The organism is Clostridioides sp. ES-W-0018-02 (genome assembly GCF_020658175.1).
Taxonomy (GTDB): domain Bacteria; phylum Bacillota; class Clostridia; order Peptostreptococcales; family Peptostreptococcaceae; genus Clostridioides.
Genome location: NZ_JACVVY010000017.1, coordinates 18,915 through 40,220, shown reverse-complemented (window position 1 = coordinate 40,220; position 21,306 = coordinate 18,915). Strand labels below are relative to the sequence as shown.

Genomic DNA, 21,306 nt, shown 5'->3' with positions numbered 1-21,306 from the left:
CACAAATGGACGGAGCAATATTAGTTTGTTCAGCAACAGATGGACCAATGCCACAAACAAGAGAGCATATACTATTATCAAGACAAGTTGGAGTACCATATATAGTAGTATTCTTAAACAAATGTGATATGGTAGATGACGAAGAGTTATTAGAACTAGTAGAAATGGAAGTAAGAGATTTATTAACAGAATATGATTTCCCAGGAGATGATACTCCAATAATAAGAGGATCAGCATTAATGGCATTAGAAGATCCAAAGAGCGACTGGGGAAATAAAATAGTAGAATTATTCGAGCAAATAGATGAATATATACCAGCACCAGAAAGAGATACTGACAAACCATTCTTAATGCCAGTAGAAGACGTATTCTCAATCACAGGAAGAGGAACAGTTGCAACAGGAAGAGTGGAAAGAGGAGTATTAAAAGTACAAGACGAAGTAGAATTAGTAGGATTAACAGAAGCACCAAGAAAAGTAGTAGTAACAGGAGTAGAAATGTTCAGAAAATTATTAGACCAAGCACAAGCAGGGGATAATATAGGAGCATTATTAAGAGGAGTACAAAGAAACGAAATAGAAAGAGGACAAGTACTAGCAAAGACTGGATCAGTAAAGGCACACACAAAATTTACTGCAGAAGTATATGTACTTAAAAAAGAAGAAGGTGGAAGACATACACCATTCTTTGATGGATATAGACCACAATTCTATTTCAGAACAACAGACGTAACAGGAGCTTGTAAGTTACCAGATGGAATAGAAATGGTAATGCCTGGAGATAACGTAACAATGGAAGTAGACTTAATAAATTCAATAGTTGTAGAAGAAGGATTAAGATTCTCAATAAGAGAAGGTGGAAGAACAGTAGCTTCAGGCGTTGTTGCTACAATAATAGAGTAATTCTTATTATTAAACTGATGGATTAAAGAATAATAAAAAGAGGGGTTATGCTCCTCTTTTTTTAACATAGAAATACAAAAACATTGACACAGCATAGGATTTTGTGATACCTTATACAAGGTAATGATTATAGGAAGTTAATAATATCTTAAATACTGTAGATTTTTAATAAATACATATTTTAAAGATATTATATTCACATATATTAACAATATATATTATTGTATTACAAAGTTGGAGGTGTATCAGATGAGAGTTAAAGTAACTTTAGCATGTACAGAGTGTAAGCAAAGAAACTACAACACTACTAAGAATAAGAAAAATAATCCAGACAGAATAGAATTACAAAAATATTGTAGATTCTGTAAAAAGCATACAACTCATAAAGAAACAAAATAGTTTTATAAGGATGTGAGTATGGAATGGCTGCCCAAACAAATGACGGTGCAAAAACTAAAAAGAGATTCAGTTTATTTGGTTATTTAAAAGAAACTAAACAAGAATTGAAAAGAGTTACATGGCCGACAAAAAAAGAATTGTTTAAAAACACAGGTATAGTTTTAACTGTAGTTATTTCATGCACTATATTAGTATGGGGTATAGACACTATATTATCTGGTGCACTAGCGTTATTACTAAAATAGACGAAAAGAGGTAAGTTAAATGTCAGAATTACAAGAAGCAAGTTGGTATGTAGTTCATACTTATTCGGGACATGAAAATAAAGTTAAAGCTACAATAGAAAAAGCAGTTAAAACAAGAAGTATGGAAGACTGCATAAGACAAGTAGTTGTTCCAACAGAAGAAGTAGTGGAAACTACTAAAACTGGAAAAGAAAAAACTAGACAACGTAAAGTTTATCCAAGTTATGTTTTGGTTAAAATGATAATAACTGATGAATCTTGGTATGTAGTAAGAAATACTAAGGGAGTTACAGGTTTCGTTGGACCTGGTTCAAAACCAGTACCATTAAGTGAAGAAGAAGTTAAAGCTATGGGTATAGATACAACTGAACCTAAAGTAGTAAATAGTGATATTGACTTTGAAATAGGAGATACAGTAAAGGTATCTCAAGGACCATTTAGTGGACAAGTAGGAAACATAGAAGAAATTGACTTAGAAAACAGAGAAGTTAAAGTATGCATAAATGCATTTGGTAAAAGGACTCTATTTGTAATAGAGCTTGAAGGTATAGAAAAAATCTAATACTATTATTATAGAAAAATCTGAGGAGGTGCGCTCAAAATGGCTAAAAAAGTTATAGGTCAAATAAAATTACAAATACCTGCAGGAAAGGCTACTCCAGCGCCACCAGTTGGACCAGCATTAGGACAACATGGTGTTAATATAATGGGATTCACAAAAGAATTTAATGCTAAAACTGCAGATCAAGCTGGAATGATAATACCAGTTGTTATAACTGTATATCAAGATAGATCATTCAGTTTTATAACAAAAACTCCACCAGCTGCAGTTTTAATTAAAAAAGCATTAAACTTAAAATCAGGTTCTGGAGAACCAAACAAAAAGAAAGTTGCTAAAATAACTTCAGCTCAAGTAAGAGAAATAGCTGAATTAAAAATGCCTGACTTAAATGCTGCATCATTAGAAGCTGCTATGAGTATGATAGCTGGTACTGCTAGAAGCATGGGTGTTGTAGTAGAAGACTAATTAAAAGATACACTTTTTTTATAAAGTGGGAGGCGAAAAGCCGAGATTAACCACAAGGAGGAAAATAAAATGGCTAAAAAAGGTAAAAGATATGCAGGTGCATTACAAAAAGTAGATAGAACTAAGTTCTATGATGCATCAGAAGCATTAACATTAGTTTCAGATATAGCTGGAGCTAAATTTGACGAAACAGTAGAAGCACACATTAAATTAGGTGTTGACTCAAGACATGCTGATCAACAAGTAAGAGGTGCAGTTGTATTACCTCACGGAACAGGTAAAACTAAAAGAGTTTTAGTTTTTGCTAAAGGTGAAAAAGCTAAGGAAGCTGAACAAGCTGGTGCTGATTTTGTAGGAGCTGAAGAATTAGTTCAAAAAATACAAGGTGAAAACTGGTTTGATTTTGATATAGTAGTTGCTACTCCAGACATGATGGGTGTAGTAGGTAGATTAGGTAGAGTATTAGGACCAAAAGGTTTAATGCCAAACCCTAAATCAGGAACAGTTACATTTGATGTAGCTAAAGCTATAGATGAAATAAAAGCTGGTAAAGTTGAATACAGATTAGACAAAACTAACATAATACACGTTCCAGTAGGAAAAGTATCATTTGGTGGAGAAAAATTATCTGAAAACTTTGCTGCATTAATGGATGCTATAATAAAAGCTAAACCAGCTGCTGCTAAAGGACAATATTTAAGAAGTATAACTGTAGCTTCTTCAATGGGACCTGGAGTTAAAATAAACCCAGCAAGAACAGCTGAATAATAAAACTGTTGACACAGGTTGACAAAAATGTTATCATATCATTTGTCAATGTAAAAAAGAATAGATTTGCCGTAGATAGTGGGTGCGAAAGCTTAATATCCCACCGAGGTTTTAGATAAATTGAGATTACTAAAGCTTTTGATGTCTACTTTTGGCAACAAAAGCTTTTTATAATGTTGCGGTAAATACTAAGCCTATTTGGTGAAGGAGGTGCACATCTAGATGAGAAAAGCTATAGAAATTAAATCAGAAGTTGTTTCTGAAATAGTTGAAAAGTTACAAAAATCTTCTGCTGCCGTTGTTGTTGATTACAAAGGGTTAACAGTTGAAGAAGTAACTGAGTTAAGAAAACAAATGAGAGAAGCTGGTGTAGATTACAAAGTATATAAAAATACTTTAGTTAGAAGAGCAGCTAAAGAAGTTGGTATAGAGCAATTCAATGAAGAATTATTAATTGGTACTAATGCTATAGCATTTGGATATGATGATCCAGTTGCTCCAGCTAGAATATTAAAAGGATTCATGGATTCTCATCCAAAGATGAAATTAAAGATGGGTGTTATAGAAGGTGTATTCTATGACGAAGCTAAGATTGTTGAAATGGCTAACATACCATCAAGAGAAGTTCTTATCGCTAAATTACTTGGTAGCTTAAAAGCTCCAATATCAAACTTTGCATACTTAATAGATGCAATAGCGAAAAAGGCAGAAGGTCAAGAAGAAGCTTAATTGCTTAACTAAAAAATTATAAATATTAATTTGAAAAGAAAATTCGGAGGTGCTAAAAATGACAATAGAACAAATATTAGAAGCTATAGAAAATATGAAAGTTTTAGAATTAAATGAATTAGTTAAAGCTGCTGAAGAAAAATTCGGCGTATCAGCTTCAGCTCCAGTAATGGTAGCTGGTGCAGCTGCTGGTGGACCAGCTGCTGAAGAAAAAACTGAGTTTGATGTAGTATTAGCTGAGGTTGGTTCTTCAAAAGTTGGAGTTATAAAAGCAGTTAGAGAAATAACAGGATTAGGATTAAAAGAAGCTAAAGAAGTAGTTGACAATGCTCCTAAGACAGTTAAAGAAGGAGCTTCTAAAGAAGAAGCTGATCAAATAAAAGAAAAATTAGAAGCTGCTGGAGCTAAAGTAGAAGTTAAGTAGTTTCTTTAAAAAGATACCCATTTGGGTATCTTTTTTTATTTATAAAAAATTGTGAATAGAATATTTCTATAAAATAAAAAAAATTTATATAATAGTATTAAATTAAGGGTATCATATAGTTTGTAATGAGATTTTAATTTAATACTATTAAAGAATATGTTTTTACTATGTTAAATACAGATGTTAAATTAAAATATAAACAATTATTGTAATGTGCATATATAAGGTGATATAATAAAAGATAAATTATATAAAACTACATATTATTTTAAAAATTTACAAAAATACTTTAAAAATAAAATGTAATAAATAATTAATTAACAAATACAAATTTAAAATGAGTGAAATACTTCTAAAAATCGAAATATGTAGATTTCAAGAAATGCATTTAAGGAGGAGTTAATAATGGAAAAATTACAAGGTAAAGTTGCAGTGGTTACTGCAGCAACTAAAGGTATTGGATTAGCATCAGCTGAAATATTGGCACAAAATGGAGCAGTTGTATATTTAGCAGCTCGTTCAGAAGAATTGGCTAATGAAGTTATAGACAGAATAAGTGCAGAAGGCGGGTGTGCTAAGTTTGTTTATTTTAATGCTCGTGAAGAAGAAACGTTTACTTCAATGATAGAAGATGTAGTTAAAAAAGAAGGTAAGATAGATATACTTGTAAATAATTTTGGTTCGACAAATCCCTCACTTGATAAAGACCTTTTAACTGGAGATACAGATAATTTCTTTGATACAGTAAATACTAATTTAAAAAGTGTATATTTACCATGTAAAGCTGCTATTCCTCATATGATAAAGAATGGCAAGGGAAGTATAATAAATATATCTAGTATAGGTTCAGTATTGCCTGACCTATCTAGAATAGCTTATTGTGTATCAAAATCAGCAATCAACTCATTAACTCAAAATATAGCAACACAATATGCAAAAGACAATGTTAGATGTAATGCTGTACTTCCAGGCCTTATTGCAACCAAAGCTGCTTTAGATAATATGTCTCCAGAATTCATAAAGGAGTTCCTAAAGCATGTTCCTTTAAATCGTATAGGGAAACCAGAAGACATAGCAAAAGCTGTTTTATTCTATGCTAGTGATGATTCATCCTTTATAACAGGAGACTTACTTGAAGTAGCTGGAGGATTTGGTTTACCTACGCCACAGTTTGCAGATAATATATTAGGATAATTATATTACTAATATAATAGTAAAAATAAAAAACTTAATTATAGTAGAAATTCTATTTTTATAAAGACTGTAGATATAATTTATGATGGAAATAGTTTAAGATTTAAAACTCCAGATTAAATTCATTTATGGTCTTTATTTTGTATATTTAACAGCTTTTGTATAAATATAATTATTTACTAGTACTTATTTATGAAATTATAATTAAATATGGGTATGGTATTAGAATGTAACTTTTTCTAGAAAATTAAACCGATAAATGAAAAAATTGGATTTTATATTGGAGAATTGTACATAATACATAATATATGCTTAAAATAATTTACAAAAAATCAAAAATAATGCATAGTTTACATATAAGATAAAAAATATATTGAAAAATACTTGACATTATGCTAAAATTATTAGATGCGTTAGAATGAACTATTGTTTTATTTTTAATTATTGAGAGGTGAAAAGTGAATGCCACATCCTGTCACGATAGGTAAAAGAACTAGAATGAGCTTTTCTAAAATTAAGGAAATAGCTGATGTGCCAAATCTTATAGAAATTCAAGTAGATTCCTATGAGTGGTTTTTAAAAGAAGGTTTAAAAGAAGTGTTTGATGATATTTCACCAATAGAAGATTATACTGGTAATCTTATATTGGAATTTGTTGACTACTCTTTAGACGATAAACCAAAGTACGATATAGAAGAGTGTAAAGAGAGAGATGCTACATATTGTGCACCTCTAAAAGTTAAGGTAAGACTTATAAATAAAGAAACAGGCGAAATAAAAGAACAAGAAGTATTTATGGGTGACTTCCCTTTAATGACAGAAAGAGGAACTTTCGTTATAAATGGGGCAGAAAGAGTTATCGTAAGTCAATTAGTTAGATCTCCTGGTGTTTACTATGCGGAAGAGAGAGATAAAACAGGTAAGAGATTAATTTCATCTACTGTAATTCCTAATAGAGGAGCATGGTTAGAATATGAAACAGATTCTAACGATGTAATATCTGTAAGAGTTGATAGAACAAGAAAACAACCAGTTACAGTTTTACTTAGAGCTTTAGGAATAGGGACAGATGCAGAAATAATTGACCTTTTAGGAGAAGACGAAAGATTATCTGCTACATTAGAAAAAGATAATACTAAAACAGTAGAGGAAGGTCTTGTTGAGATATATAAAAAATTAAGACCAGGTGAACCACCTACTGTAGAAAGTGCATCATCTTTACTAAATGCTTTATTCTTTGATCCAAAGAGATATGATTTAGCAAAAGTTGGTAGATACAAATTTAATAAAAAACTTGCTTTATGCTATAGAATTATGAATAGAATTTCAGCAGAAGACATAATAAATCCTGAAACAGGAGAAGTATTTGTAAAAGCTGGAGAAAAAATAAGCTATGAGTTAGCTAAAGATATACAAAATGCAGGTATAAATGTAGTAAATCTATTAATGGATGATGATAAGAAAGTTAGAGTTATAGGAAATAATTTTGTAGACATTAAGTCTCATATTGATTTTGACATAGATGATTTAAACATAAAAGAAAAAGTGCATTATCCAACATTAAAAGAAATTTTAGATGGATATAGTGACGAAGAAGAAATAAAAGAAGCTATAAAATCAAGAATTAAAGAACTTATACCAAAACATATATTATTAGACGATATAATAGCTTCAATAAGTTATGAATTCAATATCTTCTATAATATAGGAAATATTGATGATATAGACCATTTAGGAAATAGAAGAATAAGATCTGTAGGAGAATTATTACAAAACCAAGTTAGAATTGGTCTTTCAAGAATGGAAAGAGTCATAAAAGAAAGAATGACAGTTCAAGATATGGAAGCTATAACGCCTCAAGCGTTAGTTAACATAAGACCAGTTTCAGCTGCAATAAAAGAATTCTTCGGTAGTTCTCAGTTATCTCAGTTCATGGACCAAACAAATCCTTTATCTGAGTTAACACATAAAAGAAGACTATCAGCTCTTGGACCTGGAGGTCTTTCAAGAGAAAGAGCTGGATTCGAAGTGCGTGACGTTCACCATTCACACTACGGTAGAATGTGTCCGATAGAGACTCCAGAAGGGCCAAATATCGGTCTTATAAACTCTCTTGGAACTTATGCAAAAATAAATGAGTTTGGATTTATAGAATCACCATATAGAAAATTTGATAAAGTAACATCAACAGTTACTGATGAGATACATTATTTAACTGCTGATGAAGAAGATTTATTCGTAAGAGCTCAGGCAAATGAGCCATTAACAGACGATGGTAAATTCGTAAACCATAGAGTTGTTTGTAGAACTGTAAATGGTGCTGTTGAAATGGTTCCTGAAAGCAGAGTAGACTATATGGATATATCTCCTAAGCAGGTTGTATCTGTTGCCACTGCTATGATACCTTTCTTAGAAAATGATGACGCCAACCGTGCCCTTATGGGAGCGAACATGCAACGTCAGGCAGTGCCTCTAGTTAGAAGAGAAGCACCAATTATAGGAACTGGTATAGAATATAGAGCTGCAAAAGACTCTGGAGCAGTTGTTGTTGCTAGAAATTCTGGTATAGCAGAAAGAGTAACAGCGGATGAGATAATTATAAAAAGAGAAGATGGAAACAGAGATAGATATAATCTACTTAAGTTTAAACGTTCAAACTCAGGTACTTGTATAAATCAAACACCTATAATAACTAAAGGTGAGCAAATAGTGCAAGGAGATGTTATAGCAGACGGTCCAGCAACTGATTTAGGAGAAGTAGCACTTGGAAGAAACTGTCTTATAGCATTCATGACTTGGGAAGGTTATAACTACGAAGATGCCATATTAATAAATGAAAGATTAGTTAAAGAAGATAGATTATCAACAATTCATATAGAAGAATATGAATGTGAAGCTAGAGATACAAAACTAGGGCCAGAGGAAATAACTAGAGATATACCTAATGTTGGAGATAGTGCAATTAAGAACTTAGATGACAGAGGTATAATAAGAATAGGTGCAGAAGTAGATTCAGGAGATATACTAGTTGGTAAAGTAACTCCAAAAGGAGAAACTGAACTTACTGCTGAGGAAAGATTACTTCGTGCAATATTTGGTGAAAAGGCTAGAGAAGTTAGAGACACTTCACTTAAAGTACCTCATGGTGAATCTGGTATAATAGTTGATGTAAAAGTATTTACTAGAGAAAATGGAGATGATTTATCTCCAGGAGTAAATGAATTAGTAAGATGTTATATAGCTAAAAAGAGAAAAATAAAAGTTGGAGATAAAATGGCTGGTCGTCATGGTAATAAAGGGGTTATCTCTAGAATATTACCAGAAGAAGATATGCCATTCATGGAAAATGGAACTCCACTAGATATAATACTTAACCCACAAGGTATACCATCACGTATGAACATCGGTCAGGTTTTAGAGGTTCATTTAGGACTTGCTGCTAAGACTTTAGGATGGTATGTTGCAACATCAGTATTTGATGGTGCCAATGAGTATGATATAATGGATGCTCTTGAAGAAGCTGGATATTCTAGAGATGGTAAATTAACTTTATATGATGGTAGAACAGGTGAAACTTTTGATAATAGAATAACTGTTGGATATATGTACTACTTAAAACTACATCATTTAGTTGATGAAAAACTACATGCAAGAAGTACTGGACCATACTCATTAGTTACTCAACAGCCACTAGGTGGTAAAGCACAATTTGGTGGACAAAGATTTGGAGAGATGGAGGTTTGGGCTCTAGAAGCATATGGAGCTGCTCATATACTTCAAGAAATACTTACTGTCAAGTCTGATGATGTTGTAGGTCGTGTTAGAACTTACGAAGCCATAGTTAAAGGTGAAAACATACCTGAGCCAGGAATCCCAGAATCATTTAAGGTTCTTATAAAAGAACTTCAAAGTTTATGCTTAGATGTAAAAGTATTAACAGATGAAGATCAAGAAATAGAAGTAAGAGAATCTGTAGATGAAGATGACACAATAGGTGAATTTGAACTAGATGTTGTAAATAACATGGGAGAAGTTGAAGAAAGTAATATAATAGAAGAAATTGAAGATGATTTTACGGAAACCGTAGAAGATGAGGATATAGAGAATTTAGAAGAATTTGCTGAAGAAGATTTATTTGAAGAAGAAATAGACTTTGTTGGTGATGACTTTGATGTGTAAATTTAATTAATGTAAATCTCAAATAGAAGGGAGAGAACTCCTTGTTTGAATTAAACAATTTCGAGTCGATAAAAATAGCATTGGCTTCTCCAGAAAAAATAAGACAATGGTCTAGAGGAGAAGTTAAAAAGCCAGAAACTATAAATTACCGTACTTTAAAACCAGAAAAAGATGGTCTTTTCTGTGAAAGAATATTTGGACCACAAAAAGACTGGGAGTGCCATTGTGGTAAATATAGAAGAGTTAGATACAAAGGTGTAGTTTGTGATAGATGTGGAGTAGAAGTAACTAAATCGAAAGTAAGAAGAGAAAGAATGGGACATATAGAGCTAGCAGCTCCTATGTCTCACATCTGGTACTTTAAAGGTATACCAAGTAGAATGGGACTTTTACTTGATATGTCACCAAGATCATTGGAAAAAATACTATACTTTGCTTCATATGTAGTAGTTGATCCAGGAGAAACTGGATTGAATGAGAAGCAGTTATTGACAGAAAAAGAGTATAGAACTGCTCTTGAAAAATATGGATATACTTTTACTGTAGGTATGGGTGCTGAAGCTGTAAAGATATTGTTACAAAACATAGACTTAGAGCAACAAAGCAAAGACCTAAGAGCGGAATTAAAAGACAGTACAGGACAAAAGAAAGTTAGAACAATAAGAAGATTAGAAGTTGTAGAAGCATTTAAAAAATCTGGGAATAAACCAGAATGGATGATTTTAGATGCGATACCAGTAATACCACCAGATTTAAGACCAATGGTACAACTTGATGGTGGAAGATTTGCAACTTCAGACTTAAATGATTTATATAGAAGAGTTATAAACAGAAATAATAGACTTAAGAGATTATTAGAGCTTGGAGCTCCAGATATAATTGTAAGAAATGAAAAGAGAATGCTTCAAGAAGCAGTTGATGCATTAATAGATAATGGTAGAAGAGGTAGACCTGTAACAGGGCCTGGAAATAGACCACTTAAGTCTTTATCAGATATGTTAAAGGGTAAACAAGGTCGTTTCCGTCAAAACTTACTTGGTAAGCGTGTTGACTACTCAGGACGTTCTGTTATAGTTGTTGGACCAGAACTTAAATTCTATCAATGTGGTCTTCCAAAGAAAATGGCACTAGAACTATTTAAGCCATTTGTTATGGATAAACTAGTTAAAGAAGGATATGCACATAATATAAAAAGTGCAAAATCTATAGTAGAAAAAGTTAAGCCAGAAGTTTGGGATGTTTTAGAAGATGTTATAAAAAGCCATCCAGTTCTTCTTAACCGTGCGCCGACTCTGCATAGATTAGGTATACAAGCATTTGAACCAATCTTGGTTGAAGGTAAAGCTATAAAGCTACATCCACTTGTGTGTACAGCTTACAATGCAGACTTCGATGGTGACCAAATGGCAGTCCATGTACCTTTATCAGTAGAAGCACAAGCAGAAGCAAGATTCTTAATGCTTTCTGTAAACAACATTCTTGCTCCTAAAGATGGTTCTCCTATAACTACTCCATCTCAGGATATGGTTTTAGGTTGTTATTATCTAACAATAGAAGCACAAGATGATGCTAAAGGAACAGGAATGGTATTTAAAGACTTTAATGAGCTATTACTTGCTTATTACAATAAATCAGTTCATCTACATGCGTTAGTAAAACTAAAGGTGACTCTTGAAGATGGAAGAAGTTCATTAGTTGAAAGTACAGTTGGTAGATTTATATTTAATGAAAGCATACCTCAAGATTTAGGATTTGTAGATAGAAATGAAAACCCATTTGCTCTAGAAGTTGACTTCTTAGCAGATAAAAAATCTCTGGGTAAAATAATAGATAAGTGCTTTAGAAAACATGGAAATACAGAAACAGCGGAATTACTAGATTATATAAAATCTCTAGGATTTAAATATTCTACATTAGGTGGTATAACAGTTGCTGTTGCTGATATGAGTGTTCCAGAAGAAAAGAAAGTATTTATAGCTGAGGCAGAAGAAAAAGTTGATAAATATGAAAAAGCATACAGAAGAGGTTTAATATCTAATGAAGAAAGATATGAAAAAGTTATAGAGACATGGACAGAAACAACTGATAAGGTTACTGATGCTCTTATGGGTGGACTAGATAGATTAAACAATATATATATAATGGCACATTCAGGAGCCAGAGGTTCTAAAAACCAAATTAGACAGCTAGCAGGTATGCGTGGTCTTATGGCCAATGCATCTGGTAAAACAGTTGAGATACCAGTTAAATCTAATTTCCGTGAAGGTTTATCAGTACTTGAATACTTTACATCTTCACATGGTGCCAGAAAAGGTCTTGCCGATACAGCTATACGTACGGCTGAATCTGGATACTTAACAAGAAGACTTGTTGATGTAAGTCAGGATGTTATTGTAAGAGAAGTAGATTGCGGAACAGAAGATACTACAGAAATTTATGCTATAAAAGAAGGAAATGAAGTTATAGAAGAAATATATGATAGAATTGTAGGAAGATATACTATAGACCCTATATTAAATCCTGAAACTGGTGAAGTTATAGTTGAAGCTGATGCTATGATACAAGAAGATGAAGCAGAAACTATAGTAGATTTAGGAATTGAAAAAATTAGGATAAGAACAGTTCTTAACTGTAAAACTAATCATGGAGTTTGTTCTAAGTGCTATGGTAGAAACTTAGCTACAGGAAAAGAAGTTAATATAGGTGAAGCAGTTGGTATAATAGCAGCTCAATCTATAGGTGAGCCGGGTACTCAGCTTACAATGCGTACATTCCATACTGGAGGGGTTGCAGGAGCCGATATAACTCAAGGTCTTCCAAGGGTTGAAGAATTATTCGAAGCTAGAAAACCAAAAGGTTTAGCTGTAATAACTGAAGTATCTGGTAGAGTTGAAATAGATGAAACTGGAAAGAGAAAAGAAGTAAATGTAATACCAGAAGAAGGCGAAACTCAAACATATGTGATACCATATGGTTCTAGATTAAAAGTTAAGCAAGGACAGATATTAGAAGCTGGAGATCCTTTAACACAAGGATTTATAAATCCTCATGATATAGTAAGAGTAAAAGGTGTTAAAGGTGTTCAAGAATATATAGTTAAAGAAGTTCAAAGGGTTTATAGACTTCAAGGGGTTGATGTTAACGATAAGCATATAGAAGTTATAGTAAGACAAATGCTATCTAAAGTTAAAGTTGAAGACCCAGGAGATACAGATTTATTACCAGGTGGATATGAAGATGTATTAACATTTAATAGATGTAACGAAGAAGCTATAGCTAAAGACTTAAGACCAGCAGTTGCTAAAAGAGTATTACTTGGTATAACTAAAGCATCTCTTGCAACTGATTCATTCTTATCAGCAGCTTCATTCCAGGAAACAACAAGAGTATTAACAGAAGCTGCAATAAAAGGTAAAGAAGACCACCTAATAGGGCTTAAAGAGAATGTTATATTAGGTAAGCTAATACCAGCAGGAACAGGAATGAAGAAATATAGAAATATAGCTGTTGAAAAAATTGAAGATTAATGGCAGATAGAGTAAAGAAATCTTGACAACCATTATTTGTGGTGTTAAAATAGTAAAGTGTGTTGTTTAAAAGTACACTAAGGGCTTATATGAGCTCTTAGTGACTTTTAAATGGCAATAAACAAGAACTAAAAGCATCAAGCTAGAAAAATGCTAATATCACATATTCATGTGTTATAGACATTAAATTGTAAGTAACAAATGTTACAATCAGTCAGTATGAGTATTCATATTGATGTAGTTGGCGGTCACTGATAAGATCGAAAATTTGGAAGGAGGTGCAGATGATGCCAACAATTAACCAATTAGTTCGTAAAAGTAGAAAAGCAGTTGAAAAGAAATCTACTGCTCCAGCATTACAAAAAGGTTACAACTCTTTAAACAAGAAAGTAACTGACGCTAGTGCTCCACAAAAAAGAGGGGTTTGTACTTCAGTAAAAACAGTTACTCCTAAGAAACCTAACTCAGCTTTAAGAAAAGTTGCCAGAGTTAGATTAACTAATGGTATAGAAGTTTCTGCTTATATACCAGGAGAAGGACATAACTTACAAGAGCATAGTGTTGTTCTTATAAGAGGCGGAAGAGTAAAAGACCTTCCAGGGGTTAGATACCATATACTAAGAGGTACTTTAGATACAGCAGGTGTTGATAAGAGAAGACAATCAAGATCTAAGTATGGTGCTAAGAAACCTAAGGACGCTAAAAAATAAAAACAATTAATGATTGATTATAGTTCGGTGCTTTAAATATATAGATATTTATGGCATCACGGCATTAAATAATTTATGTCGAGTACCTATGATTTAAGTTAAATAATTAAGGAGGGAAGCGAAATGCCAAGAAAAGGTAATGTTCCAAAGAGAGAAGTTTTACCAGATCCTATGTATGGGAGTAAGGTAGTTACTAAATTAATAAATAATTTAATGGTAGACGGAAAAAAAGGAAAGTCTCAAACAATAGTTTATGATGCTTTCACAGTTATTGCTGAAAAAACAGGAGAAGATGCTTTAGAAGTATTTAATAAGGCAATGGATAATATAATGCCTGTTTTAGAAGTAAAAGCAAGAAGAGTTGGTGGGGCAAACTACCAAGTACCAATCGAAGTTAGACCTGAAAGAAGACAAACATTAGGTTTAAGATGGTTAGTAAAATACACTAGAGCTCGTGGAGAAAAAGGAATGGTTGATAAATTAGCTAAAGAAATAATGGACGCAGCTAACAACACAGGAGCTTCAGTTAAGAAAAAAGAAGATACTCATAAAATGGCAGAAGCTAATAAAGCATTTGCTCATTATAGATGGTAGGATATATAGATATCTTATAAAATTGAGGATATCATAAGGAGGATAACCATGGCTAGAAAGTTTCCTTTGGAAAGAACTAGGAATATAGGAATCATGGCTCATATAGATGCAGGGAAAACTACTACTACAGAAAGAATCCTGTTTTATACTGGGCAAACTCATAAGATAGGAGAAACTCATGAAGGGGCTTCTCAAATGGACTGGATGGAGCAAGAAAAGGAAAGAGGTATAACAATAACTTCTGCCGCTACTACTGCTTCATGGAAAGACCATAGAATAAATATAATAGATACTCCTGGACACGTGGACTTCACAGTTGAAGTTGAAAGATCTCTAAGAGTTCTTGACGGTTCAGTTGCTGTATTCTGTGCAAAAGGTGGGGTTGAACCTCAATCTGAGAATGTATGGAGACAAGCTGAAACTTATGGAGTACCTAGAATAGCTTTTGTAAATAAAATGGATATATTAGGAGCAGATTTCTACAATGTTGTAAGCATGATGAAATCTAGATTAAATTCTAATGCAGTTCCTATGCAATTACCAATAGGTAAAGAAGATTCATTTATAGGTATAATAGACTTATTAAAAATGGATGCTGTTATATACAAAGACGACTTAGGTGTTGAAATGGAAGAAACAGACATACCAGAAGATATGAAAGAATTAGCTACAGAGTGGAGAGAAAAATTAGTTGAAGCAGTAGCTGAAACTGACGAAGAGTTAATGATGAAATATCTTGAAGGTGAAGAACCTACTATAGATGAACTAAAAGTTGCTATAAGAAAAGCTACTATAGCGTGTGAGATGAACCCAGTTTTCTGTGGTACAGCTTATAGAAACAAAGGTGTTCAGTTAGTAATAGATGCAGTTTTAGATTACTTACCAGCACCAACTGATATAGCAGCTATAAAAGGTATATTGGAAGATGGAGAGGAAGCTGAAAGACATTCTTCTGATGAAGAGCCATTCTCTGCATTAGCATTCAAAATAATGACTGACCCATTTGTTGGAAAACTAGCGTTCTTCAGAGTTTACTCTGGAACATTAGAATCTGGTTCTTATGTTTTAAATGCAACTAAGAATAAGAGAGAAAGAATTGGTCGTATACTACAAATGCATGCCAATACAAGAGAAGAAATAACTAAAGTTTATGCTGGAGATATAGCAGCAGCAGTAGGATTAAAAGATACTACTACTGGAGACACATTATGTGATCCTGCTAATCCAATAATACTTGAATCTATGGAATTCCCTGAGCCAGTTATATCTGTTGCTATAGAACCAAGTTCTAAAGCAGCTCAAGAAAAAATGGGTATAGCTCTTCAAAAATTAGCTGAAGAAGACCCAACTTTCACAGTTAAAACTGACCAAGAAACAGGACAAACTATAATATCTGGTATGGGTGAATTACACTTAGAGATAATAGTAGATAGATTATTAAGAGAATTTAAAGTAGAAGCTAAAGTTGGTGCTCCACAAGTTGCATATAGAGAAACTATAACTCAACCAGTTGATGTTGAATACAAGTACTCTAAGCAATCAGGTGGTAGAGGACAATATGGTCACGTTAAGATTAGAGTTGCTCCTCAAGAGCCAGGTGAAGGATACAAATTCACAAACAAAACTGTTGGTGGGTCTGTACCAAAAGAATATGTTGGTCCAGTTGACATGGGTATACAAGGAGCTATGCAATCTGGTATAGTTGCTGGATATCCAGTTGTAGACGTTGCTGTTGAGTTATATGATGGTTCTTACCATGAAGTTGACTCTTCTGAAATGGCGTTCAAGATGGCTGGTTCAATGGCATTCAAAGATGCTATGAAGAAAGGTAATGCAGTTCTTTTAGAGCCTTACTTTAAAGTAGAAGTTGTTACTCCAGAAGATTACATGGGAGATGTTATGGGTGACTTAAACTCAAGAAGAGGATTAATCCAAGGAATGGAAGCAAGAAGTGGTGCACAAGTTATAAATGCATTTGTTCCACTTTCAGAAATGTTTGGATACTCTACAGACCTAAGATCTTCAACTCAAGGTCGTGCAACTTATACAATGATATTCGATCACTATGAACAAGTTCCAGCTTCAGTTGCTAAAAAGATAGCTGAAGGAAAATAATTTAAAAATTAATTAATAATATAAATATAAAAAATAATCAGCAAGACGAGACTTGTCTCGTCTTGCACAAGATAAAGGGAGGAAATTCAAAATGGCTAAAGCTAAATACGAAAGAACAAAACCTCATGTTAATATAGGGACAATAGGACACGTTGACCACGGTAAAACTACATTAACAGCAGCGATAACAAAAACATTATATGACAGATACCAATTAGGAGAAGCAGTAGATTTCGCAAACATAGATAAAGCTCCAGAAGAAAGAGAAAGAGGAATCACAATATCAACAGCACACGTTGAGTATGAAACTCCAAACAGACACTACGCACACGTTGACTGCCCAGGACATGCTGACTACGTTAAGAACATGATAACAGGAGCAGCACAAATGGACGGAGCAATATTAGTTTGTTCAGCAACAGATGGACCAATGCCACAAACAAGAGAGCATATACTATTATCAAGACAAGTTGGAGTACCATATATAGTAGTATTCTTAAACAAATGTGACATGGTAGATGATGAAGAGTTATTAGAACTAGTAGAAATGGAAGTAAGAGATTTATTAACAGAATATGATTTTCCAGGAGATGATACTCCAATAGTAAGAGGATCAGCATTAATGGCATTAGAAGATCCAAAGAGTGAGTGGGGAAATAAAATAGTAGAATTATTCGAGCAAATAGATGAATATATACCAGCACCAGAAAGAGATACTGACAAACCATTCTTAATGCCAGTAGAAGACGTATTCTCAATCACAGGAAGAGGAACAGTTGCAACAGGAAGAGTGGAAAGAGGAGTATTAAAAGTACAAGACGAAGTAGAATTAGTAGGATTAACAGAAGCACCAAGAAAAGTAGTAGTAACAGGAGTAGAAATGTTCAGAAAATTATTAGACCAAGCACAAGCAGGGGATAATATAGGAGCATTATTAAGAGGAGTACAAAGAAACGAAATAGAAAGAGGACAAGTACTAGCAAAGACTGGATCAGTAAAAGCACACACAAAATTTACTGCAGAAGTATATGTACTTAAAAAAGAAGAAGGTGGAAGACATACACCATTCTTTGATGGATATAGACCACAATTCTATTTCAGAACAACAGACGTAACAGGAGCTTGTAAGTTACCAGATGGAATAGAAATGGTAATGCCTGGAGATAACGTAACAATGGAAGTAGACTTAATAAATTCAATAGTTGTAGAAGAAGGATTAAGATTCTCAATAAGAGAAGGTGGAAGAACAGTAGCTTCAGGAGTTGTTGCTACAATAATCGAATAATCTTTTACTAAGCTAATTGATTTCATATAAAAAAAGAGGGGGTTTAACCTCTCTTTTTTGTTTTTTGTTGACAAGTAGCAATAAAGCATATATACTAAACTAGTGCCTTGAGATAGATTCATAATCAAGTTTAAGGTTATAATGTTGTAAGAGAAAATAAAATTGAAAAAAACATAAAAAAAACTTGAAAAAATGTAACAGATGATATAAAATATAATAGTGTGCTTGAGAGATTAAGAAAATAAGAATTAAATCCTAGTGAAATACGAACTGATGTCGATTTGAAAGTTACAACACACCCGGAGCAGTGTATCGGTATTAGTTGTACGCAACTTGAAAATTAAACACGTGATAAAGGAGGGAAAACAAAATGGCTAAGAATGAAAAAATAAGAATAAGATTAAAATCATATGATCACAAATTATTAGATTTTTCAGCAGGTAAAATAGTTGAAACTGCTAAAAAGGCTGGATCACAAGTTTCAGGACCTGTGCCTCTACCAACAGAAAAACAAATTGTAACTATATTAAGAGCTGTACATAAGTACAAAGACTCTAGAGAACAATTTGAAATAAGAACTCATAAAAGACTAATCGACATAGCTAATCCAACACCTAAAACAGTTGACTCATTAATGAGATTAGACTTACCAGCAGGTGTAGATATAGAAATAAAATTATAAGAACCCCTAAGATATTATCCTATAGGTAACTATCTTAGAATGATTACTTCTAAAATGATGTAATCCGCTGTAAGAATTATAGGAGGTGCTAATATGAATGGAATATTAGGAAAAAAAGTTGGTATGACTCAAATATTCACTGATAAAGGTGTAGTTATACCTGTAACAGCTGTTGAAGCAGGACCTATGGTCGTTACTCAAATAAAAACAGTTGATAAAGATGGATACAATGCTATACAAATAGGTTTTGAAGATGCTAAAGAAAAATCTTTAAACAAGCCTAAAAAAGGACACTTAGCTGCTGCTAATGTTTTAAAGAAACATTTAAAAGAGTTTAGAGTAGATTCTGTAGAAGGATACACAGTTGGACAAGAAATAAAAGCTGATGTATTTGAAGCAGGTGCAAAAATAGATGTTACTGGAATAAGTAAAGGTAAGGGATTCCAAGGTCCAATAAAAAGACATGGACAAAGTAGAGGTCCTGAATCTCACGGTTCTAGATACCACAGAAGACCAGGTTCAATGGGAGCTTGTTCTTACCCAGGTAGAGTATTTAAAAACAAAAAATTAGCTGGACACATGGGAAGCGTAAAGGTAACAGTTCAAAACTTAGAGGTTGTGAAAGTAGATGCTGATAAGAACCTTATATTAGTTAAGGGAGCTATACCAGGAGCTAAAGGTTCAGTAGTAACTATAAAAGAAGCTGTAAAGGTTTCTAAATAATGACTAACCTAGAGAAAGGAGGAATAACAATGCCAAAATTAAATGTACTAAATGTTAGTGGACAAAACGTTGGAGAAATAGAATTATCAGATTCTATATTTGGCGTAGAAGTTAATGGACATGTTTTATATGAAGTTGTAAAAAATCAATTAGCAAATAAGAGACAAGGAACTCAATCTGCTAAGACTAGAGCAGAAGTTAGAGGTGGCGGAAGAAAACCTTGGAAACAAAAAGGAACAGGTAGAGCAAGACAAGGTTCTACAAGATCTGTACAATGGGTAGGTGGAGGAGTTGCTTTTGCACCTAAACCAAGAAGTTACAAATATACATTACCTAAGAAGGTAAGAAGATTAGCTATGAAGAGTGCTTTATCTTCAAAAATACAAAATAGTGAAGTTATAGTATTAGATGCATTAAACATGGATGCTCCTAAAACTAAAGAATTTGCTCAAATATTAAATAATATAAATGCTGCTAAAAAAGCTTTAGTAGTTATAGCTGATAAAAATGATAATGTAATAAAATCAGCTAGAAATATAGAAGGTGTTCAAACTGCATTAGTTAATACTATGAATGTATATGATATATTAAAATATGATTCATTTATAATAACTACAGATGCTGTTAAAAAAGTGGAGGAGGTGTACGCATAATGACTAATCCACATGATGTAATAATAAGACCAGTTGTAACTGAGCACAGTATGGCTGAAATGGGTGAAAAAAAATACACTTTTGTTGTGGCTAAAGATGCGAACAAAACTGAAATAAAAAAAGCAGTAGAAAAAGTATTCGGAGTTAGTGTTGATAAAGTAAATACTTTAAACTACGATGGAAAAGTTAAAAGAATGGGTAGAACTCAAGGAAGAACAGCAAGCTTTAAGAAAGCAGTAGTTAAATTAACTGCTGATAGTAAAGAAATAGAATTCTTCCAAGGAATGTAATATTATAACAAACGAAGGAGGGAAAACAGATGGCTATAAAAAAGTTTAGACCAACTTCTCCTGCCTTAAGACAAATGACAGTTTTAGTTTCTGAGGAAATAACATGTAACCAACCAGAAAGATCTCTTTTAGTTAACTTAAAGAAAAATGCTGGTAGAAACGTACATGGTAGAATAACTGTTCGTCATAGAGGTGGAGGACAAAAAAGAAAATATAGAATAATAGATTTTAAAAGAGATAAAGATGGTATACCTGCTAAGGTTGCTACTATAGAATATGATCCAAACAGAACTGCAAATATTGCATTATTAAACTATGCTGATGGAGAAAAAAGATATATATTAGCTCCAGTTGGAATCAACGTTGGAGATACTATCTTATCAGGATTAGGTGCTGATATAAAACCAGGAAACTGTTTAGCATTAAAAGATATGCCAGTTGGTACTATCATTCATAATATAGAATTAAAGCCAGGAAAAGGAGCTCAATTAGTTAGATCTGCTGGAGTTTCTGCACAATTAATGGCTAAAGAAGGAAAAAATGCTTTATTAAGATTACCATCAGGTGAAATGAGATTAGTAAGCATAAACTGTAAAGCTACTATAGGACAAGTTGGAAATATAGAGCACGGTAACGTAGTTATTGGTAAAGCAGGTAGAAAAAGACATATGGGAATAAGACCTACTGTAAGAGGTTCTGTAATGAACCCTAATGACCATCCACACGGTGGAGGGGAAGGTAGATCTCCAATAGGTAGACCATCTCCTGTTACTCCATGGGGTAAACCAGCTCTTGGATACAAAACTAGAAAGAAAAACAAAGCTTCAAATAAGTTAATAGTATCAAGAAGAACTAAGTAG

General features: G+C 33.0%; 20 protein-coding genes and 1 other annotated feature. All 20 genes read left to right on the top strand.

The window, feature by feature from the left end; translation table 11 throughout:
- Nucleotides 1-902, top strand: a 902-nt coding sequence (gene tuf, locus IC219_RS19920; RefSeq protein ID WP_227861668.1) for an elongation factor Tu, incomplete at its 5' end; no start/stop codon positions are given.
- A gap of 249 nt (nt 903-1,151) precedes the next feature.
- Complete coding sequence (gene rpmG / locus IC219_RS19915) at nt 1,152-1,301, top strand: 50S ribosomal protein L33 (protein WP_003421192.1); 150 nt, start codon at nt 1,152-1,154, stop codon at nt 1,299-1,301.
- A gap of 23 nt (nt 1,302-1,324) precedes the next feature.
- Entirely contained in the window at nt 1,325-1,546 is a 222-nt protein-coding gene (gene secE / locus IC219_RS19910) for a preprotein translocase subunit SecE (RefSeq protein WP_227437053.1), read from the top strand.
- A gap of 19 nt (nt 1,547-1,565) precedes the next feature.
- On the top strand, nt 1,566-2,108 hold the full coding sequence (gene nusG, locus IC219_RS19905) for a transcription termination/antitermination protein NusG (protein ID WP_227437051.1): 543 nt from the start codon (nt 1,566-1,568) through the stop codon (nt 2,106-2,108).
- Between the two features lie 39 nt (nt 2,109-2,147).
- Nucleotides 2,148-2,573 carry a 50S ribosomal protein L11 gene (gene rplK, locus IC219_RS19900; RefSeq protein WP_227483633.1) on the top strand — a complete coding sequence of 142 codons (426 nt, stop codon included), beginning with the start codon at nt 2,148-2,150 and terminating at the stop codon, nt 2,571-2,573.
- Between the two features lie 69 nt (nt 2,574-2,642).
- A complete protein-coding gene (rplA, locus tag IC219_RS19895) occupies nt 2,643-3,341 on the top strand; it encodes a 50S ribosomal protein L1 (protein ID WP_227437049.1) in 699 nt (232 codons plus the stop codon).
- Nucleotides 3,342-3,392: 51 nt separating this feature from the next.
- Nucleotides 3,393-3,521: a sequence feature (ribosomal protein L10 leader region), on the top strand.
- Between the two features lie 42 nt (nt 3,522-3,563).
- The gene (gene rplJ / locus IC219_RS19890) at nt 3,564-4,070 is read left to right on the top strand and encodes a 50S ribosomal protein L10 (RefSeq protein ID WP_227483634.1); all 507 of its coding nucleotides are present in this window, start codon (nt 3,564-3,566) and stop codon (nt 4,068-4,070) included.
- A 58-nt stretch (nt 4,071-4,128) separates the two neighbouring features.
- A complete protein-coding gene (rplL, locus tag IC219_RS19885; protein ID WP_021382505.1) occupies nt 4,129-4,494 on the top strand; it encodes a 50S ribosomal protein L7/L12 in 366 nt (121 codons plus the stop codon).
- A 405-nt stretch (nt 4,495-4,899) separates the two neighbouring features.
- Nucleotides 4,900-5,688, top strand: coding sequence for an SDR family NAD(P)-dependent oxidoreductase (locus IC219_RS19880; protein ID WP_227437045.1), 789 nt, complete (start codon nt 4,900-4,902; stop codon nt 5,686-5,688).
- 462 nt (nt 5,689-6,150) lie between these two features.
- Entirely contained in the window at nt 6,151-9,867 is a 3,717-nt protein-coding gene (locus IC219_RS19875) for a DNA-directed RNA polymerase subunit beta (RefSeq protein ID WP_227483635.1), read from the top strand.
- 41 nt (nt 9,868-9,908) lie between these two features.
- The gene (rpoC, locus tag IC219_RS19870; RefSeq protein ID WP_227437041.1) at nt 9,909-13,394 is read left to right on the top strand and encodes a DNA-directed RNA polymerase subunit beta'; all 3,486 of its coding nucleotides are present in this window, start codon (nt 9,909-9,911) and stop codon (nt 13,392-13,394) included.
- Between the two features lie 287 nt (nt 13,395-13,681).
- A complete protein-coding gene (gene rpsL, locus IC219_RS19865; RefSeq protein ID WP_227437039.1) occupies nt 13,682-14,104 on the top strand; it encodes a 30S ribosomal protein S12 in 423 nt (140 codons plus the stop codon).
- Nucleotides 14,105-14,227: 123 nt separating this feature from the next.
- On the top strand, nt 14,228-14,698 hold the full coding sequence (rpsG, locus tag IC219_RS19860) for a 30S ribosomal protein S7 (RefSeq protein ID WP_227437037.1): 471 nt from the start codon (nt 14,228-14,230) through the stop codon (nt 14,696-14,698).
- Between the two features lie 48 nt (nt 14,699-14,746).
- Nucleotides 14,747-16,813, top strand: a complete 2,067-nt coding sequence (gene fusA, locus IC219_RS19855) for an elongation factor G (RefSeq protein ID WP_227437035.1) — start codon at nt 14,747-14,749, stop codon at nt 16,811-16,813.
- Nucleotides 16,814-16,904: 91 nt separating this feature from the next.
- Entirely contained in the window at nt 16,905-18,098 is a 1,194-nt protein-coding gene (tuf, locus tag IC219_RS19850; protein ID WP_227437055.1) for an elongation factor Tu, read from the top strand.
- A gap of 370 nt (nt 18,099-18,468) precedes the next feature.
- Nucleotides 18,469-18,780: a 30S ribosomal protein S10 gene (gene rpsJ / locus IC219_RS19845; protein ID WP_054268679.1), complete on the top strand. Its 312-nt coding sequence runs from the start codon at nt 18,469-18,471 to the stop codon at nt 18,778-18,780.
- Nucleotides 18,781-18,873: 93 nt separating this feature from the next.
- Nucleotides 18,874-19,503, top strand: a complete 630-nt coding sequence (rplC, locus tag IC219_RS19840; RefSeq protein ID WP_227437029.1) for a 50S ribosomal protein L3 — start codon at nt 18,874-18,876, stop codon at nt 19,501-19,503.
- Nucleotides 19,504-19,532: 29 nt separating this feature from the next.
- Entirely contained in the window at nt 19,533-20,156 is a 624-nt protein-coding gene (rplD, locus tag IC219_RS19835; protein WP_227437028.1) for a 50S ribosomal protein L4, read from the top strand.
- Nucleotides 20,156-20,446, top strand: a complete 291-nt coding sequence (gene rplW / locus IC219_RS19830; protein ID WP_003421170.1) for a 50S ribosomal protein L23 — start codon at nt 20,156-20,158, stop codon at nt 20,444-20,446. Before rplD ends, rplW begins: the two co-directional genes overlap by 1 nt.
- A 29-nt stretch (nt 20,447-20,475) precedes the next feature.
- The gene (gene rplB, locus IC219_RS19825; RefSeq protein WP_227437027.1) at nt 20,476-21,306 is read left to right on the top strand and encodes a 50S ribosomal protein L2; all 831 of its coding nucleotides are present in this window, start codon (nt 20,476-20,478) and stop codon (nt 21,304-21,306) included.

Coding starts and splice junctions, on each gene's coding strand:
- rplL (WP_021382505.1), top strand. CDS start 4,129: ATGACAATAGAACAAATATTAGAAGCTATAGAAAATATGAAAGTTTTA.
- rpsG (WP_227437037.1), top strand. CDS start 14,228: ATGCCAAGAAAAGGTAATGTTCCAAAGAGAGAAGTTTTACCAGATCCT.
- rplB (WP_227437027.1), top strand. CDS start 20,476: ATGGCTATAAAAAAGTTTAGACCAACTTCTCCTGCCTTAAGACAAATG.
- IC219_RS19880 (WP_227437045.1), top strand. CDS start 4,900: ATGGAAAAATTACAAGGTAAAGTTGCAGTGGTTACTGCAGCAACTAAA.
- fusA (WP_227437035.1), top strand. CDS start 14,747: ATGGCTAGAAAGTTTCCTTTGGAAAGAACTAGGAATATAGGAATCATG.
- IC219_RS19875 (WP_227483635.1), top strand. CDS start 6,151: ATGCCACATCCTGTCACGATAGGTAAAAGAACTAGAATGAGCTTTTCT.
- tuf (WP_227437055.1), top strand. CDS start 16,905: ATGGCTAAAGCTAAATACGAAAGAACAAAACCTCATGTTAATATAGGG.
- secE (WP_227437053.1), top strand. CDS start 1,325: ATGGCTGCCCAAACAAATGACGGTGCAAAAACTAAAAAGAGATTCAGT.
- rplC (WP_227437029.1), top strand. CDS start 18,874: ATGAATGGAATATTAGGAAAAAAAGTTGGTATGACTCAAATATTCACT.
- rpsJ (WP_054268679.1), top strand. CDS start 18,469: ATGGCTAAGAATGAAAAAATAAGAATAAGATTAAAATCATATGATCAC.
- rplK (WP_227483633.1), top strand. CDS start 2,148: ATGGCTAAAAAAGTTATAGGTCAAATAAAATTACAAATACCTGCAGGA.
- rplJ (WP_227483634.1), top strand. CDS start 3,564: ATGAGAAAAGCTATAGAAATTAAATCAGAAGTTGTTTCTGAAATAGTT.
- rpsL (WP_227437039.1), top strand. CDS start 13,682: ATGCCAACAATTAACCAATTAGTTCGTAAAAGTAGAAAAGCAGTTGAA.
- rpmG (WP_003421192.1), top strand. CDS start 1,152: ATGAGAGTTAAAGTAACTTTAGCATGTACAGAGTGTAAGCAAAGAAAC.
- rplA (WP_227437049.1), top strand. CDS start 2,643: ATGGCTAAAAAAGGTAAAAGATATGCAGGTGCATTACAAAAAGTAGAT.
- nusG (WP_227437051.1), top strand. CDS start 1,566: ATGTCAGAATTACAAGAAGCAAGTTGGTATGTAGTTCATACTTATTCG.
- rplW (WP_003421170.1), top strand. CDS start 20,156: ATGACTAATCCACATGATGTAATAATAAGACCAGTTGTAACTGAGCAC.
- rplD (WP_227437028.1), top strand. CDS start 19,533: ATGCCAAAATTAAATGTACTAAATGTTAGTGGACAAAACGTTGGAGAA.